The organism is Georgenia sp. H159 (assembly GCF_035607575.1).
Taxonomy (GTDB): domain Bacteria; phylum Actinomycetota; class Actinomycetes; order Actinomycetales; family Actinomycetaceae; genus Oceanitalea.
Genome location: NZ_JAYDZY010000022.1, coordinates 1 through 15,433, shown reverse-complemented (window position 1 = coordinate 15,433; position 15,433 = coordinate 1). Strand labels below are relative to the sequence as shown.

The following is a 15,433-nucleotide window of genomic DNA, read 5'->3' as shown; positions in this document are numbered from 1 at the left end:
CGGCCATATTGACGGCGACCCGCCCGTCCCGACTCACACCGCGAGCCAGAAGAGCGCCTTCTTCAGCAGTCTCCTAGACCGCGCGGCACAGCGGGAGGGAAGCAGCGGTGAACGCTTGGGCTTGTTGACCCCATAGGCGCCGGGTTTCGCATGACGCCTGGATTGCGGCTTGTTCGATGGCGGCGACGGCGCGTTCGAGCTCGTCTCGGTCGGGAGCGCTGACGGAGAGGAGGCCCACGGCGCGCAGGATGCCGTGCCCGGCGGTGAGGTCGGTTTCCTGTTGGAGGACATCGGCGTATTCGGCCGACTGGGTGGCGTCTTCGATCTGGCCCATGCGGGCGCGTTGGGCAGCGTCGGAGATGTGCTCGGTCTTCTTCTTGCGGATATCGCGTGCGGCGACGTCGGCGCGCACGGGCGTGAACAGGATAGAGAAGGTGCGCCGCACGCCGGAGGCGAGGAGCAGTGGATGAAGGAAGTCGGGATAGACCAGGGAGCGGGGCCATTCGGAGATCCACAGCACGGCGTGGTGCGCGGAGTCCGAGCGCAGGTTTCCCCAGGTTTCGGTGACGGAGACGGGGCCGGCGGTGGCCAAGTCCCGACCGAGAGCTCCGTGGCGTTCGAGGGCCGCGGCGACGACGGGGTCGTAGGCCGAGCGCAGCACCAGTGCCAGCTCGCCGGGGCCGAGCGGAGCGGAGGGTGCGAGGTCGGCGGCGCGCAGCGCGGTGGTGAGCGTGTCGACTTCTTGACGCAGGACGGCGACGGCCCCGCGCGTGCCACCTCCGGCGGCCCGGATCGCGCGGGCGGCCGCGGTGAGGTCGAGCGCGATCGAGATCGTGGTGGCGTGCCGTTCCCCGGCGGGGCCGGCGCGATCGATGAGGTCGGCGTAGGTGGTCGCGGCGAAGGAGCCGTCGTTGTGGCCGTGGGTGGTCCACCACTCACTGAGGCCCTTGCCCGAGTCGGGCAGGGTGCGTTCGAGGACCTGCAGGCAACCGAGCCGGCCGGATCGGCAGGCGGTGGCGAGCACCCGGGACCAGCCGGTGGTGCGCCGGTTCTGCTCGGCGGGGTCGAGCAGGATAAACGCCGGGTGTGAGACCTCGAGCACGGCGGTGAGGGTGGCGGCGTGCGGGTCGTGCACGTAGACGCTGCCGGTCTCGGCGTCGATCCACTGCCGCATCCGGGCAGCGTCGCCCGGGAGTGCGAGCGTCCCGGCGGGGCGAGGCTTGCCGATGCGGGCCCGGTAGTCGAGCTGGCCGGTCGCTGCGCGCTGCTGCCACCGGGCGAGGAGCGGCAACCATTCCACGAGCGGGCGCCCGGCGACCTTGACCCAGACGAGGCCCGCGCACACTCCGACGACGGGGACCGCATAGAGCAGCGCATCCCCGCCGAGGTAGAGCGTCGCGACGAAGGTTGCTGCCGCCACGGCCACCACTGCCAGCTGCGCGGTTGAGAGGCCGAGCAGCACCCCGCGCGTGGACAGGCGGGAGAACGTGACCGGCCGGAGCCCGGAGTCATCACGAGGTGTCGTCATGGCTGTTCTCCTTGAGCGACCGCGTCGTAATCAGTCACGTGGCCTGCGACGGATCGCCCGGCCCTCGGGCCGGCCTTGGCTGCCTCCGCGACGACGACGGCGCCAGCCGCCACGCCTCCTGCCCCAGCACCGGCGCCGCCCGTCGCACCGCCACCGGAAGCGCCCGCACCACCAGAAGCGCTAGCCCTGGCGCCGGTAGCGCCGCTCGAGGATCCCGGACCGCCCCGGGCGGCGGGCATGGGACCCGCTGGGGGAGCGCTTGGAGGACCGCTGCCGCCAGGGGAGGCCGACGTGCCGCCGGTGCGCCCGCCTGGGGGTGGCTGGTCGTCAAGGACCTTGGCCGGGGCCCGGCGGGGCGCGGCGCGGTGCGGGACGGGGGTGGGGCGGTCCAGGGCGCGCTTGGTCTCCTGCTCGGCGGACATGGCGTGGTACATGTCAAAGCCCATGAAGGAGATGAACTTGTACGTCAGGTAGGGCGCGAACCCGGCGACCATCATCAGCACGACCCCGGCCAATGGGTCGGCAAGGGACTGGAGGTCGGCTGATATCGGGGCTGCGACCTGGGCGGTGGCAAGCAGGAATACCACCACGACGACGAACTTGGAGACGATCAGCGCCAGCACGAACCCTCCCCACCGAGCCGCCCACCCGCGGGTGGCATCCCACGTGGCACCGGCGAACGCGATGGGCGCGAGCACGACCGCGACCAGCAGGAGGGACTTGCGCACCAGCAGTGAGATCCACACGATGAACGACGACGCGATCAGCAGCCCGGCCAGGGCGATGACGACCAGGACTGGCATGACCGGCCCACCCGCACCCGAGAGTGCGAGGCCCGCGGTGAGCGCGGAGATGCGCCCGCCCATCTCCTCGACGTTGGTCCCGGCGGAGCTCATCAGCCCCAGACACAGGCGGTCGGTGATCTCGAGCGCCGTGGCCAGCAGACCGAGCGCGACGAACGCGCCGAGGATGCCCTTGCCGAGCCCGACGACGGCGCGGGACAGGGCGGCCGGTTCGCGGCGGATCGTGGCGCCGATGAGTTGGAGGAGGAAGAAGATCAGCATCACGAAGACCGCGACGCCGAAGACGATGTTGTAAATGGCGGTGAACTGGCCGCTGGTGATGTCGACGAACGTCGTGGTCTCGAACGCCTGCCACATCATGTCGATGGTCCACGCCGCGGCGGCGACGGTGGCGTCGGCGAGCATCTGGAACGGGCTGATGATTGCGGAGGCAGCTGCCCCGCCGACCGTGCCGCAGACCGCGACGGGCAGGCCGCACACGCCCATGTCACACCGCCTGCCCGACGTCCCAGAAGAAGTTCACGAGGGTGACCGCACCGCCGCACAGGATTGCGGCGCCCAGGGCGATGAGCACGCCACTCTTTCCGCGGCCGGCGAGGTGCGGGTTGGCCGAGTTGGCGCCCATCGCCCACACGATCGCCGAGACGATCAGCGCGAGGACGGCGAGGATCAGACCGACGGTCATGACGGCACCGACGATGGTGCGTAGCTGCGTGATGCCGGGCAGGCCGTCGGTGTTCGGATTGATGTCGATCTGCGCCAGGATGACGCCGATGTCGTTGAGGTCCATGGCAGTTCTCCGTTCTGTTGGTGGGCTGGCTGACGCGCGGGTCTCACAAGGTGGCGCCGACGCCGAGGAGGTAGTTCGTCCAGGCGAGGGCGCCCCCGGCGAGGACCGCGGCGGCAAGGGTGACCCACACGCCGGTGCGGGCACGCATCGCGGTGTGCCAGTGGCCCGTGGAGGCGGTCAGCGCCCACGTGACCGCGCAGACCACCAGCGCACCGACGGCGATGACGAGCGTGATCGTCAGGAGCGCGCCGATGACCCTGGCGAGCTCGCCCGATGCGGCGACGGCGTCGAAGTTGGGCACGACGGCGGTCACGGGGTCACCGCCGGGCACGGTCCAGGTGGGGCGACGTTCGCCGAGGTGATCTCGGCGGCTGAGGCAAGCCAGCCGTCCGGGTCGACGCCGGTGTTGTTGGTGCCGCCGGGACGGATCTCGAAGTGCAGGTGCGGGCCGGTGGAGTTGCCGGTCGAGCCGACCTCGCCTATCTGCTGTCCGGCGGCGACGAGGTCACCGGTAGCGACGTGGATCCCGCCGTCGCGCAGGTGCCCGTAGGACGATCCCATGAGCTGCCCGCCGACCAGGTGCTCCAGGACGATCTGGTTCCCTCGGCCGGTGCGGTAGCCGGCGAACGCGACCTGACCGGCGGCCGTGGCGAGCACCGGGGTGCCGGTCGGTGCGGCCAGGTCGACGCCGGTGTGTACCTGCCAGATCTGCAGCACCGGGTTCAGGCGCATCCCGTAGCTGCTGGTGCGCGTCCATGTCCCGGCGGGTAGCGGGAAGACGGTCGTGGTCGCCGTCGGGAGCGTGCTGCCGACAGTTGGCGCCGACGTCCCCGGTGCGGAGCTGGCGGGCCCGGTGAGGGCGTTGAGGATCGTCTCGGCGACCGGTTCCCACGTGGCGTACCGGTCCGGGTGGGCGGAGACTTCCACCGCTTGGGCGGCGGCGCCCTTGGGCAGGGGGGCCCAGTCGGCGATGTCGAGCAGCCCGCGCGGCGAGCCGGCGTTGGGTCCGGTGGGGCCGCCGAAGAACGCTCGCGCCTGGTAGGTGGGGTCCATGAGCTCGGCGACGGTGCCCCACCCGGCGGCTGGGCGCATTTGGAAGATGCCCAGGGAGTCGTGGTCGGAGCCGTCCGCGTCGTGGGGGTAGTGCGCCGAGTCCGGGTAGGCGTCGGTGTTCGCGTACATGAGCAGGCGCGACTCGGTCAGCCCGGCCATGAGCGCCACAACCAGGCCATCGCGGCCGACGCCGTCGATCCCGGCGCCGGTCGTGATGATCGTGGCGGCGTGCGTGAGCTGAGTGTGGTTCAGCTTCACCCCTGTTCCGTCGCGGGTGGTCGCGGCGAGCTCTTGCGGAACATGCACGACGCGGCCGGCCTCAAGGCATGAGGCTGCGGTGCCGGGGGTCATGGTGGGGGCGAGCAGTGGCAACACGCCAAGCGGGACGGCGAGGACCGCGATCACCGCACCGAGCAGGAGCAGACGCTTCATCGATCCGCCCCTCCTCATCGCAGCGGCTCATCGAGCCGGGACAGGCGCAGCAGGTAGCACTGGGGGTAGGTCGGTCCGCACACGATGAAAGCGGTGAACGCTACGTCGAACCGCTCGGCGACTTCATGCCCTTCCCATGTCCCGACCCGGTGCCGCACCCCGGTCACCGTCACCGCCGTCGTCCCCGGAGTGAGCCCGTCCCCAGCGGCGGTGACGGCGTCTTGCCACTGACCCGGCACCCGGGTGTCCGTGACCTGGATCCACTGCCGGGTCTCGTACTTGGCCAGGAAGTCCCACGTCTGCACCGTGGGCAGGTAGGCGCCGAGGTCGGCGACCAGTCCCGGCGACTCGACGCCGCTGGGGTCGGCGACGACGAGGAGCCGGCCCTTGTGGTCGGCAAGGGTGTGCCGGCCGGTCGTGTCCCAGTCGAACAGTGCGCGGGACACGGCGGTGGCAAAGGTCACCGGGTTGGCGGTCGCGATTATCGGCGGCAAGCCGGGAGGCGCGAGCGCCGCGGGCGTGGCCGTGGCCACCGGGTCCGGCGTGCTTGACGCCGCCGTGGCGCGCGGCTCGACGGGCTTTGTGTGGCGGGTGGTGAGCAGTCCGTAGCCGGTGACCGCGGCCACGGCCACGGCCAGGAGCACCAGGGTGCCGAGCGCGATGCGCACCATGCGGCGCCGGTAGGTGGTGGGCGCCGGAAGGGGGAGCATGACGGGCCTCCTCACGCCGCGCCTGTGCGGCTGGCGCGCACCGCGTCGAAGAAGGTGGTGGACTCGGCCATGACCCGCTCGACCATCGCCCACTCGGCCTCGGTGAGCTTGGCCGCGACGTCGTCCGGGTCGTAGTGACCGGTCCAGCCGTCCAGGTCGGCCCAGGTCATGACCAAGGCCCGGACGGAGCGCTTGACCGGTTGGGCCGGGGTGCGGTGCGCCGAGAGCAGCTTGATGCGGCGCGGGCGGTCGCCCTTGGGGCGGGCTGCCGCCTCCTCCGGTGTCGGCTCGACGTCGACCCCGGGGTCGTCGGACGGTGTGCGTGGTCCCAACGGAGTCGCGAGGGCCGCGCAGACGGCCTCGTAGGAGGGTGCCACCGGGGCGCCGTCGTTGATCTTGTCCAGCTCGGCCTCGGCGAGGCGCCGGACCTCCAGCGGGTAGGACTCGTCGTCCACGACCTCCTGGATCTTCCCGATACGTTCCATCCGTTGGAACGATGGGGTGCCGGTCACCATCTGGGCTGCCCGGAAACGGGTGCGTGAGGCGTCACTGCGCGGTGGTGATGAGTCATCACCACCGCTCTCTTCCCCACGATCACCGGTGCCGCCGAATCGCGACGTCTCCTGACGGCGGCGGGCGTCCTCGGCGAGCACGGCCTTCAGTTCGCGGTACAGCCCGGCGGCCTCGGTCGGGGTCAGCGGCTTGTGCAGCACGTTCTCGTCCTGCTGGGCCAGGAGTCCGGAGAGGGTGTCGGAGATCCCGGCCCGGACCCACACCTTCACGCTCCGCCAGCCGAGCCTGGTGATGGCTTCCAGCCGGCGGCGACCGCACACGAGGACCCCGTCCGGGGTGACGGTAATCGGCTGCAACAGCCCAATCTTGTCAATGGACATCATCAGCGGACCCAGGTCACCCAGGTCGGACCGGTGCCGGATACCGACGGTGATCGAGTCGACCAGCCGCTCCGCAGCGAGGTACTCCTTCGACTCAGGCATGACCCGCCCCTAAGCACAACGGCGCGGAGGTGGCCAGGGCCGTGGTCACGGCCTGGTCGGAGGAGATCTCCTCGCGACGCTGGCCGACGAGCAGTCGCCACAGCAGTCCGCGGCCAAGGTCGGTGGCGGCGAGGTCGGGATGCGGCGCACCGAGCACAACGGTCAGCACCCGGGTCCACTGCTCCTGGCTCAGGTCCAGGTGCCCCCATCCCTCCGGGTGCCGGCGCAGGTACTCGAACGCCCGACGGCGCTGCCCGGCCTCCATGAGACGCGAACAGATCAGGTCCAGGGCGCCGCGGGCGACGTCCGCCGGCCACCCGCACGCGATGAAGATCCGCACAGCATCGGCGAGCGCCTCGCCTGTCGGCACGAACCCCGCCGTCATGTCGCTGGTCACTGTGGTGTCCTCGTCCTCGATGCTGGCGACCTGGAAGGCGGGGTGTTGCTCAAGGAGCAGGTTGTCGGCGAACCGCGTCACGTCGTGGACCGGGGCGTGCATGAGGTGCCGTGCGCGCTCTGCCCCGCACAGCAGGCCGTGCGCGCGGTGCTCGGCCTGCAACGTTCGCTGCACGGCCGTGGTCACCACTCCCCACGGGTCTCGCGCCCACCGGGTCGCGGGGGCAGTGAGTGCCTCATATGCAGCCGTAGCTGCGTCCTCGCCGCTCTGCCCGTACTTGCGTGCCAGGGCGCGGTATCGCTCCGCGCAGTAGCCGAGCAGCTCCTGTGCCTCCGGCCCGCTCCACCCATCGGGGCAGCGGTGCAGTTCGATGAGGATGCGCCGCAGACCGCTCGCGTGCATGAAACGGGGCGGCGCGGTCATCGGCCCAGGCCCTTCACTCGGGACGCCGCCCGGCGCGCACGCACTTGTCGCGCCGTCGCCCGCGCCGCGACGGCCGGGGCACGGACCGCCGGCCGTGTGAGGTTCGACTGGGCGGTCAGTGTGCGTTCGACAGCTTTGCCCAGCACGGGGGCCAAGAAGACCTTCGGCAGGTCCGACGGCAGCACCCATGTCACCTCCCGCTCGCCCGCCGTTGGTGATGCGGTCTCAACATCGCCAGGGGCCGGGGCGAAGCCGTGGCCGCGCACGCCAGAGCGGGACGGGTCACCGTGAATGGCGATCTCCGAGTGTCGGGGCGGCACGCCCGGAAGCGGACGCGCGGGATGGGGGTGGTCATGCTGCATGTCGTCGTGCGCGTTCATCGGGACATCGCCTCTCTGTTTGGTCGAGACACTGCATGGGCACTCAGGCGGCGCCAGCCATCCGGGTCCTCTCGACCGGTCCGGCGGAACGCCGAGCGGATCGTGGCGGCCACCTCCCGTTCGCCCAGCCCGGCTGAGCTGGCGGCCTCACCGAGCAGTCCGAGCACCGAGGCGTGATCGAAGCCGTCCTCGACCATCCGGCACGCTGCCCAGAACAGTGCGCCGTTGCGGCCGCCCTCGGGCCGGGTTGCCACCCACGCGGCCAGCCGCTCCGGTGCTGCGCCCGCACCCGGGACGGCCTGGAGCGGGCGCTCAGGCCGGGGTGGCGCGAGCAGCTTGCGAAGGGCGGTGGCATCGACCGGGGCCGGGACGCGGTGGGCGACGACCAGCAGGTCGTACTCGCACAGGACGCCCGACGCGGTGCGCACACGCGACGGTGGGGTGATGACGTACCCGCCGTCACCGCGGAAGTCGACGTGCGCCGTCGGCAATGCCCAGGACCGCTGCTCGGGTCCGTGTGGGTAGTAGGCGTGGATCCCGCCTGAGGGCGTTCGCACGAGGCATGCCCATGACGCAACGAGGCCCGCTTTCCGGGCTCGCTCGAAGCCGGCGAATCCGCTGTCGCCGTCGCGCATGTCGATATCCACGACGTCGACCCCCGAAGGCGCGCCGGTCGGCAGCCCGATATTCGCCTCCGGCCACCGCTGCCACCACGCACGCACCTGCCGTGAATCGCGCGACGCGTCGTGGAACCCGCGCTGCGTCAACGGTGCCTTCCCGTTGGGACGGCACGGGAGGACCGGTACACCCGCCTGTGCGTACGCGAGCGCCGCGAGCTCGAGCGATGGCACCGAGGATGCAATGACGATTGTCGCCGGCGCCCGGGGCGCGGATTGGGTAGCGCGGTCCATGCGCCCCACGGTGACGCCGGTGCGTTACCGAAAACGTACGGGGTACACGACCCCGTACGCACCCCGTACGCACCCCGTACGCACCGTGAGCGAGGGCATCGGCGCAGGTCAGCGTGCGTACGGGGAGAGGGATCACATTGCACCGGTGCTGGGGCGCCGACGGCGACGTCCGGCGAACGGTGTGCCCGGCCACCAGCGACGTATCAAGCTGTCGCCGAGGGCACCAGACGAGGGTGAGCCGTTCCTGGAGTCACACGAGTGACCGGTCCCGCGAGTTGCAGCCAACTGGAAGTTGCCGCCTGGGGGCAGGTCCTAGTGCTTCGGCGTTTGCGAGAGGCGTGGTGCGCCTCGGCCTCGACGGGGGATGCCGGATCGGTCGAGGCTGCTGCGCACGGCGGCCTGCGTGCGACCGGTGAGCTCGGCGACCTGGCGCAGAGATAGGCCAGCGGTGTACTGCTGGGCCACGAAGGCGTCGAAGCGGTCGCGCTGGAACCGGTTGTACCCGTTCTTGAGGTCGTACTTGAACGGCGCGAGCGGATCGAGGATCGGGCGCGACGGGTAGGGCACGAACATCACGGTAGCGGGCCTATCGGTGACGGGGGAGTACCACGGCTCATATGTGGATCATGTGATGGTGGGGCCGTGGTGCCGCGCCCGACGGACGGCGATGGCAGGGGATTCGGGGCGGGTGTCGTGGGCGCGGGCCCGCATGGTCGCCAGCACCGCGCGGGCGGAGTCGAGCCGGGGTCGGGCGGCGGCTTGTGCGGCGGGGAACTGTTCGCGCACAGCTCGCAGCGCGGCGACAATTCGCGGCGGGTCGTCCATGACCCCGTAGGGCGCCCAGCGCAGCTCGGGGCCTTCGGCCGAGGTCAGCCAGCGCCCGGAGAGCAGTTGCCGGTCGGCGGCGCGAGAAAGCGCGTCGATCACCGTGGGGGCGTGCTGGATCAGGCCGCGCAGCGCCACCAGGTCGGCGCCGCCGACGCTCCGGTCGGTGCCGAGGTAGATGGTCATCGCCCGCGTCTGCATGACGGCGCTGGCGTCTCCGGGCACGAGCGCGACGACGTCGCGCGGCTCGGGGCGGACCCGCGCGGCGAGCTCAGCGCCGATCTGGCGGGCGGTGCGCGCGGCGTCGGCAGCGAAGTGGTGTGCCTCGAGATTGCCGGCGGCGACGTCGAGCAGGTAGGCCTGGCCGGTGGCGGTGTGTGCGATGACGGCGGGGGCGATGTCGGTCGCGCGCAGCTGGGCGGGGAGACGTCGCTGGGCCTCGAGCAGGGTGGTGGGGGAGTCGACCTGGATGGGCCGGGTTGAGGTGGGCGGCAGCGCAAGGATCGGCAGGTTGGGCAGCTGGCCTGCGTGAGCGAGTGCGTCGACCTCGTTCGCGAGGAGCGAAGCGGGGCTGTACCGGGCCGCGGACAAGGCCTTGACGGTGGGACCGGCGTCGGGATCGAGCAGGCAGGCGGAGTCCAGCAGCTGGTAGTCGAGCCGTTGAAGCAGTGGCGTGAGCGCCGCGGCGTCTGCCAGCAGGCCCCACCGGTGGTCGCCGGCGTAGGTGCTCGCCTCGCCCGCCAGATCGTGGCGGGCCAGGATCGCGGCGCGAGCGGCGAGGCGCCAGGTGTGACCGGTCTCATCGAGACGTGCGGGGTCGATGGCCGTGTAGACGACGCTGGGCTTGATGGTGGGGTAGGTGAGGATGGTCCGCTCGAAGGCACGCACGGGGTCTCGGACCACGTCTTCCAGCGACGTGCGGGCGGCTGTCGAGGCGAGCAGGTCCCGCGCGGGTGGAGTTCGTCCGGTCGCCACGGTTGTGGCCTCTTGCACAAGGCGGAGGCTTTCGTGGCGGGCCAGGAGAGCGACGCCGAGGGTGGGCGCGTCGAGCCGGCGTGAGGAGCTGGTGGTGACGAGCGTGGCCAGGTGCCAGGCCAGGGCGGTGCTGTGCTGGCGGTAGGTCATGCCAGCCCGTCCCCGTTAAGCTCGGCGGCCGCCTGACCGATCAGGCTGGCCTCGTGGACGTCGCTCGCCGCCTCGGCGGCCGCGATCAGCGCGGCACGGATCTCTTGCAGGGTCGGTAGCGGCAGGTCACTGACGTCCCCGACCGGGGGGTAGGGCGGGTGGAGCCCCTCGACGGTCCAGAAGGCTGCGTTGGCCCTGAGGCCCTCGCGCAGGTCGAGTTCTTCGCCGTGACTGGCGCGGCGCTTGAGAAGCCGACGCGCAGTGGCCATCTCCTCACTCTGAGGCCGGGTCTGGAACGCGTTCATGCCGGTCCCGCTCCCGCTCCGGCGTTGGTACTGGGCAATGCCGAATCGCTGTGGACATCCCTGCTGCTGGTCCTCAGCGTCGCCGGCCCAGCCGATCCGAGCCTGTGGCGGCGAAGCTGCCGAGTGCGAATCACGGTGCTCCCTCCTATCGGTTGCCCGCGCGTCTTGGCGCTGCGGTGATCTTCTGCGTTCGTTCCGCGGGGTCGAGCGGGGGCCGGTAGTCGTCGGTGCGCTTGAAGACGCCTTCACCCCTGATTTGTGCGGCTTCGGCGTGGTTGCCTTCGAGTTCGGCGACTTTGGCGAGGTCGAGGCGGGAGATCTCGTCGTAGGGGGAGGCGCTGAGGGCGATCTCGGCGGCGCGGCGGGCGGTTGGCAGGTCGCCTTCCGTCATGGAGCGGGTGGCGACGAGGTGGGCGACGTCGATGATTGCGGCGGCGAACTCCTGGTCGAGGCGTTCGCCCTCGAACATCCACGTCCACGAGTCGGCGCGCAGGTCCGCGAAGGGCTCGCCGCGCACCAGGTGCAATGCGGCGACGAGGTCAGGCAGTCCGTGCGCGCCGCGTGCCTGGCCGCGGACCCGCAGGCGGCGGAAGAGGTCGGCGTCGAACAGTACGCCGCGCAGCGTGTATCCGGTCCAGCCGTTCTCGGTGCGCTCCCGGGTGCCTGGGGCGGTGGGCAGGTAGCTCTCGCCGGTGCGCGGGTCGGTGCCGAGGTATTTGCGCAGGTGGCTGATCTCGACGCGGGCGCGTTCGCGTGTGTATCCGAACTCATCGGCCAGGGTCGCTGGGGTGACACCGTGCGGGTGTGACCACAGGTAGGTCAGCAGCTCGATGTAGTGGTGCTTGCGCTCGGAGACCTCCTGGCTGACGCCGTGCGAGGTGGCGCGGAGCTTGCCCAGGAGCATGACGCGCGGCACGGGGCACTTGTCTCCCATTCGCCACAGCTTGAGGTCCTCATCCAGTGTCGGGTCGGCGGCGAGCACGGCTTCGGTCGTCCTCGTCGGGACGGGTGGGGCGAGGGCGGCGACGTCGTCTTCAGTTGTTGCGGCGGCCTCGGTGTATGCCGTGGCCGGCTCGGGGAGCAGCGATGTCGGTCCGCTGGGTTGGTCGGGAGCTGGCCGGTCATCGACCAGCGGCTCGCGTAGCGCTCCGGTCGCGGTGATAAAAGCCCCGTACCCCTGGGTGAGCGAGTCGTCGATGGGTGCGGGCACGTTCGTGCGCCTGCGGGTGACGCGCACGATCTCGGCGATGGACGTGGCCTCGGCCTGCGTGAGCCCGGGCGCGCGGAGGTTGATCCCGAGGGCGGGTACCCGCAGGCGACCGCCGTCGACCTCGAGCACGGTGACGGACTGAGAGGGGGCGCCGGCGAGGGTGACAACGGCGACGCCTGGCCGCGTCTCGTGCGCGTGGATCGCCGCGGTGAGCTGGGCCGTGTCCTGGGCGGGGTCGGCACCGGCGGCGATGACGACGACATGCAGCTCCTCCGGGTCATAGGAGTGTGACTCGCGCGCTGATCGCGTGATGGCTTCCAGCGCGCTGGTGCCGCCTGTGGGGTAGGGCATGAGGCGGAACTCGTCGAGGTCGGCCAGTTCCTGGCCGAACCCGAGTGTGTGGACCTGGACGAGCGTCGACCAGGGGGACAGGGCGAGCTCGGCGGCGACGTGCCGACCCAGCCGCTGGGTGTCTGCGGGCGTGCCAAGGACGTTCAGGACGCCGAACCGTTCGAGGTTGAGCAGCCAGACGGTGCCCGCGTCGTCGGCTCCAACGGAGACCAGCATGGGGTAGGGCGCCAGGGAGTCCGTTTCTGGTACTTCCGCGTTGATCTGGGCGGTCCAGCGCGTGCCCCCGCCGGTCCACGGTTCGGGGAGCGTGACGTCCGCGGCCAGGTGCAGTGTCGCGGTGTCGGCGGTGAGCTCGACGGCGAGCAGCGGCGGGTACCGGGAGGGGTCGACGAAGGCTGAGGCCAGGCAGCGGAGCAGCTGGTCGAGTGCCTGCAGCCGGGGCGCGGTCGGACCGCCGACGATCCGGGTCGTCCGGTCGATCGGGGCGACTTCGCCCGGCTCGGGCGCGATGAGCATGCCCGGGGTGCGGAACCGGAGCTGTGCGCGACGGTTCGCGCGCAGGACGAGATGCAGGACGCCCGCGAGCACGGCGCCCGCCCCGGTCAGGGCGGGCAGCAGCCATCCGTTCATGGATTCGGGTGTCACGTCTTGAGCGGGCGACGGTGCCTGGGGGAGCGGCTGGCTCGGCGTCGTGGGCGCCGGGGCGAGTGGCGAGACAGTGGGAGCAGGTGTGGACGGCTGGGTTTTTTGCGTCGGCGGCGGAGCGCTGTGCGCCGGCGTGGAGGGCGGGGGTTCAGGTGGTTCGGTCGCGGCCGAGGGTGGTGTCCCGGTCATGGCATCGGCGTCGGCCTCATCGGTCTGGGTGCTGCCGGGCAGGGTCAGCTCCCAGCCAGGTCGGATGAGGTCGGGGTCCGTCAGCCGAGCGCCGTCGGGCTGCATCATGTCGTTGGACGCTTCGAAGATCTCCGGGTAGCGGTCGGCGTCGCCGAGCTCGTCGAGCGCGATCTGGGAGAGCGTGTCACCGGGCTCGACGACGACGGTGCCCGCGGAGGCCTCGACCGGCGTCGTCGTGCGCGCGTCGCCGGGCAGGAAGAGTTGCATGCCTGGGGTGATGAAGTCGGGCTCATCACCCAGGACGTCCTTGTTGAGGGCAGCGATCTCTGCCCAGCGCAGCGGGTCGCCGAGCATCGCCTCGGCGATCTTCCACAGCGTGTCTCCTCGGACCACGGTGTAAAGCGTTGTGCCCGTCGGCGCGATGCGCGGTGGTGCCGGGGCGTGGGTGGGTGCGGCGACGGACCCGGTATGGGTGATGGTCGCGGACGTCGCGGCGGCCGGCGGGGTGATCGTGTCGGAGCGCAGCGGGGCCGCGGCAGCGATGGCCGGCACTTCCGAGCCGGTGGCCGCGGCGGCGAAGGGTGCCGGCGCTGACGCGGTGGCGAAGAGCAGTGCGGCCCACGCGATCAGGGTGCGTGCCGTGTGCTGTGGCAGGGACAGCCCGGGCAGGTCGGGCGCGTGGACGTTGCGGACCGCGGCGATCAGCTCGATGAGCAGGCAGTAGACCAGGACGGCCCATACGCCCCAGCCCATGATGCCTAGTCCGACCCAGACGACGTTCCAGTCCGCGGCGTCCAGCGGCCGTGCCCACACGGGGTGGGCGGCGATGCCGGCGGGGCTCAGACCGATGAGCGTCAGCAGTGCGGGGAACCCGGCGGCGAAGGTGACCAGGGTGAGAGTGGCGAGCAGCCCGAGCAGTCGTTCCTGGAGGGACGTCATTGTTCCCGCTCTCCCAACGTGCGAATCACCTGGGCGGTGGCCTCCCCGGTGACGGTCAGGTTCGAGATCCCGACAATCCCGAGGAAGCGCGGGTCGTAGGTGTCGGTGACGGACACGTGCACGGTGTCACCGCCGGTGACGGTCACCGTCCCCTCCACGCCGGAGGCGTCGAGGTAGGCCTGCGCGGCAACGCGCGCGTGCCCGACGGCCAGGGAGGGGTAGGCGCCGGTGATGGCGGCGGCGTCGAGCTGTTGGCCACCGACGCGAGCGGCTTGCGCGGCGACGCCGCGTGCGTGCTGCTGGGCGTGGACCTGGGCGCCGAGGTCCAGGGCGATCCCGACGCAGATCATCATGACGATCGCCGACGTCGCCGCCCACACCGAGATCGAGCCACGCTCCTCACGCCCGGCTGCCGCCAGCCACCCGCACACCGCCCGCCGCACCTGGTTCATGGCGCCGCCCGGTAGGCGTCGACAACGGAGGACATGGTCGCCGAAACCGTGCGCTGGCCCGGCACGCCGGGCACCGTGAGGTCTGCCAGGTCGATCGTGCAGGAGACGGTCGCGGTGACCGTGCCAGGTACACCGACCGGCTTGTCCAGGCCGGAGGTGTCGAGGTCGATGTCGTAGCTCGCGCACCGCAGCCCTTGCGCCACGAGCGCGTAGTCGACCGTCCTCGCGGCCCGCTCTTGTGCCTCGGGGTGGGTGCGGGCGATGGACGCGGACCGGGCGGCGTCGTAGGCGACAGACTCCACGCCCTGGAGGGCGACCGCGGTGCGGCCGGCGTAGATAAGCAGACCGACGAAGAGGATGAACGCCGGGACGACGATCGCCGCCTCGAGCGACGCCGAGCCGCGTTCACCGTCCTGGTACAGGACCCTGCGGAGCCGGTTCATGGTGCCGTCGCCTTCTCCACGGGTGCTTCGGCCCGCGCGGTGATCTGCGGGGCGAAGCCGGGCAGGATGGAGATGCTGGTACCGGTCACGGTCACGCGGGCGACCGTGTCCCCGCGCTCCCCGCCGACCGAGACGTCGGTGATCGCGTGCCGGCCGATGTCGGTGACGAAGTCCGTCGCGGCGGCGATGCCAGCGCCGGCCGTGGAGTCCTTCGCCCCGGCCGCGCGGGCGCCTTCCTGGGCCGCGGCGATGGCCACGGTGTGGGCGTGGTAGTAGAGCGCGCCCTGGACGCCGAGCAGGACGATCGCGAACAGGGCGGGCAGCAGGACCACCAGCTCGATCGATACTGAGCCACGCTCGCCCAGACGACGGTGCCGGCCGGTGGCCGGGCGTACGGGTGTCATGGGGATGAGATCTGCCCGGACTGCGTCGTGACGTAGTTCGTGATCGCCGCGACGACGATGGCGACGATCGCGATGACCGCGACCGCCCACAGGACGTGCTCGATGGTGACCGACCCCCGCTCG

16 protein-coding genes are annotated in these 15,433 nt (G+C 71.3%); all 16 read right to left on the bottom strand.

Features of this window, described 5'->3' with window-relative positions:
- Positions 1–73 precede the first annotated feature (73 nt).
- Complete coding sequence (locus tag VR894_RS18905) at positions 74–1,528, bottom strand: SCO6880 family protein (RefSeq protein ID WP_324654069.1); 1,455 nt, start codon at positions 1,526–1,528, stop codon at positions 74–76.
- On the bottom strand, positions 1,525–2,817 hold the full coding sequence (locus VR894_RS18900; protein WP_324654067.1) for a conjugal transfer protein TrbL: 1,293 nt from the start codon (positions 2,815–2,817) through the stop codon (positions 1,525–1,527). Before VR894_RS18900 ends, VR894_RS18905 begins: the two co-directional genes overlap by 4 nt.
- A gap of 1 nt (position 2,818) precedes the next feature.
- The gene (locus tag VR894_RS18895; protein ID WP_324654065.1) at positions 2,819–3,121 is read right to left on the bottom strand and encodes a DUF6112 family protein; all 303 of its coding nucleotides are present in this window, start codon (positions 3,119–3,121) and stop codon (positions 2,819–2,821) included.
- Between the two features lie 43 nt (positions 3,122–3,164).
- Positions 3,165–3,434: a DUF6112 family protein gene (locus VR894_RS18890; RefSeq protein ID WP_324654064.1), complete on the bottom strand. Its 270-nt coding sequence runs from the start codon at positions 3,432–3,434 to the stop codon at positions 3,165–3,167.
- Positions 3,431–4,606 carry a M23 family metallopeptidase gene (locus tag VR894_RS18885; protein ID WP_324654063.1) on the bottom strand — a complete coding sequence of 392 codons (1,176 nt, stop codon included), beginning with the start codon at positions 4,604–4,606 and terminating at the stop codon, positions 3,431–3,433. Before VR894_RS18885 ends, VR894_RS18890 begins: the two co-directional genes overlap by 4 nt.
- Before the next feature lie 14 nt (positions 4,607–4,620).
- Entirely contained in the window at positions 4,621–5,316 is a 696-nt protein-coding gene (locus VR894_RS18880; RefSeq protein WP_324654061.1) for a hypothetical protein, read from the bottom strand.
- Positions 5,317–5,327: 11 nt separating this feature from the next.
- On the bottom strand, positions 5,328–6,311 hold the full coding sequence (locus tag VR894_RS18875) for a ParB N-terminal domain-containing protein (RefSeq protein WP_324654059.1): 984 nt from the start codon (positions 6,309–6,311) through the stop codon (positions 5,328–5,330).
- Positions 6,304–7,131 (bottom strand): hypothetical protein, encoded by an 828-nt coding sequence (locus VR894_RS18870; protein WP_324654057.1) that lies wholly within the window; start codon positions 7,129–7,131, stop codon positions 6,304–6,306. The genes VR894_RS18875 and VR894_RS18870 overlap by 8 nt, the downstream gene beginning before the upstream one ends.
- A 376-nt stretch (positions 7,132–7,507) precedes the next feature.
- Positions 7,508–8,422, bottom strand: a complete 915-nt coding sequence (locus tag VR894_RS18865) for a bifunctional DNA primase/polymerase (RefSeq protein WP_324654071.1) — start codon at positions 8,420–8,422, stop codon at positions 7,508–7,510.
- A 312-nt stretch (positions 8,423–8,734) separates the two neighbouring features.
- Entirely contained in the window at positions 8,735–8,989 is a 255-nt protein-coding gene (locus VR894_RS18860; RefSeq protein WP_324654055.1) for a helix-turn-helix domain-containing protein, read from the bottom strand.
- 57 nt (positions 8,990–9,046) lie between these two features.
- Positions 9,047–10,372 carry a hypothetical protein gene (locus VR894_RS18855; protein ID WP_324654053.1) on the bottom strand — a complete coding sequence of 442 codons (1,326 nt, stop codon included), beginning with the start codon at positions 10,370–10,372 and terminating at the stop codon, positions 9,047–9,049.
- Complete coding sequence (locus tag VR894_RS18850; RefSeq protein ID WP_324654052.1) at positions 10,369–10,641, bottom strand: hypothetical protein; 273 nt, start codon at positions 10,639–10,641, stop codon at positions 10,369–10,371. Before VR894_RS18850 ends, VR894_RS18855 begins: the two co-directional genes overlap by 4 nt.
- 181 nt (positions 10,642–10,822) lie before the next feature.
- Positions 10,823–14,011: a LysM peptidoglycan-binding domain-containing protein gene (locus VR894_RS18845; RefSeq protein ID WP_324654050.1), complete on the bottom strand. Its 3,189-nt coding sequence runs from the start codon at positions 14,009–14,011 to the stop codon at positions 10,823–10,825.
- Positions 14,008–14,463 carry a TadE/TadG family type IV pilus assembly protein gene (locus VR894_RS18840; RefSeq protein WP_324654048.1) on the bottom strand — a complete coding sequence of 152 codons (456 nt, stop codon included), beginning with the start codon at positions 14,461–14,463 and terminating at the stop codon, positions 14,008–14,010. Before VR894_RS18840 ends, VR894_RS18845 begins: the two co-directional genes overlap by 4 nt.
- A complete protein-coding gene (locus tag VR894_RS18835) occupies positions 14,460–14,906 on the bottom strand; it encodes a TadE/TadG family type IV pilus assembly protein (protein WP_324654046.1) in 447 nt (148 codons plus the stop codon). The genes VR894_RS18840 and VR894_RS18835 overlap by 4 nt, the downstream gene beginning before the upstream one ends.
- Positions 14,903–15,310: a TadE family protein gene (locus VR894_RS18830; protein WP_324654045.1), complete on the bottom strand. Its 408-nt coding sequence runs from the start codon at positions 15,308–15,310 to the stop codon at positions 14,903–14,905. Before VR894_RS18830 ends, VR894_RS18835 begins: the two co-directional genes overlap by 4 nt.
- Between the last annotated feature and the right edge of the window lie 123 nt (positions 15,311–15,433).

Bases quoted from the DNA above. Each gene is read 5' to 3' on its own strand.
- VR894_RS18845 (WP_324654050.1), bottom strand. From the start codon at position 14,011: ATGACGTCCCTCCAGGAACGACTGCTCGGGCTGCTCGCCACTCTCACC.
- VR894_RS18850 (WP_324654052.1), bottom strand. From the start codon at position 10,641: ATGGCCACTGCGCGTCGGCTTCTCAAGCGCCGCGCCAGTCACGGCGAA.
- VR894_RS18880 (WP_324654061.1), bottom strand. From the start codon at position 5,316: ATGCTCCCCCTTCCGGCGCCCACCACCTACCGGCGCCGCATGGTGCGC.
- VR894_RS18885 (WP_324654063.1), bottom strand. From the start codon at position 4,606: ATGAAGCGTCTGCTCCTGCTCGGTGCGGTGATCGCGGTCCTCGCCGTC.
- VR894_RS18830 (WP_324654045.1), bottom strand. From the start codon at position 15,310: ATGACACCCGTACGCCCGGCCACCGGCCGGCACCGTCGTCTGGGCGAG.
- VR894_RS18855 (WP_324654053.1), bottom strand. From the start codon at position 10,372: ATGACCTACCGCCAGCACAGCACCGCCCTGGCCTGGCACCTGGCCACG.
- VR894_RS18870 (WP_324654057.1), bottom strand. From the start codon at position 7,131: ATGACCGCGCCGCCCCGTTTCATGCACGCGAGCGGTCTGCGGCGCATC.
- VR894_RS18895 (WP_324654065.1), bottom strand. From the start codon at position 3,121: ATGGACCTCAACGACATCGGCGTCATCCTGGCGCAGATCGACATCAAT.
- VR894_RS18840 (WP_324654048.1), bottom strand. From the start codon at position 14,463: ATGAACCAGGTGCGGCGGGCGGTGTGCGGGTGGCTGGCGGCAGCCGGG.
- VR894_RS18905 (WP_324654069.1), bottom strand. From the start codon at position 1,528: ATGACGACACCTCGTGATGACTCCGGGCTCCGGCCGGTCACGTTCTCC.
- VR894_RS18865 (WP_324654071.1), bottom strand. From the start codon at position 8,422: ATGGACCGCGCTACCCAATCCGCGCCCCGGGCGCCGGCGACAATCGTC.
- VR894_RS18875 (WP_324654059.1), bottom strand. From the start codon at position 6,311: ATGCCTGAGTCGAAGGAGTACCTCGCTGCGGAGCGGCTGGTCGACTCG.
- VR894_RS18900 (WP_324654067.1), bottom strand. From the start codon at position 2,817: ATGGGCGTGTGCGGCCTGCCCGTCGCGGTCTGCGGCACGGTCGGCGGG.
- VR894_RS18835 (WP_324654046.1), bottom strand. From the start codon at position 14,906: ATGAACCGGCTCCGCAGGGTCCTGTACCAGGACGGTGAACGCGGCTCG.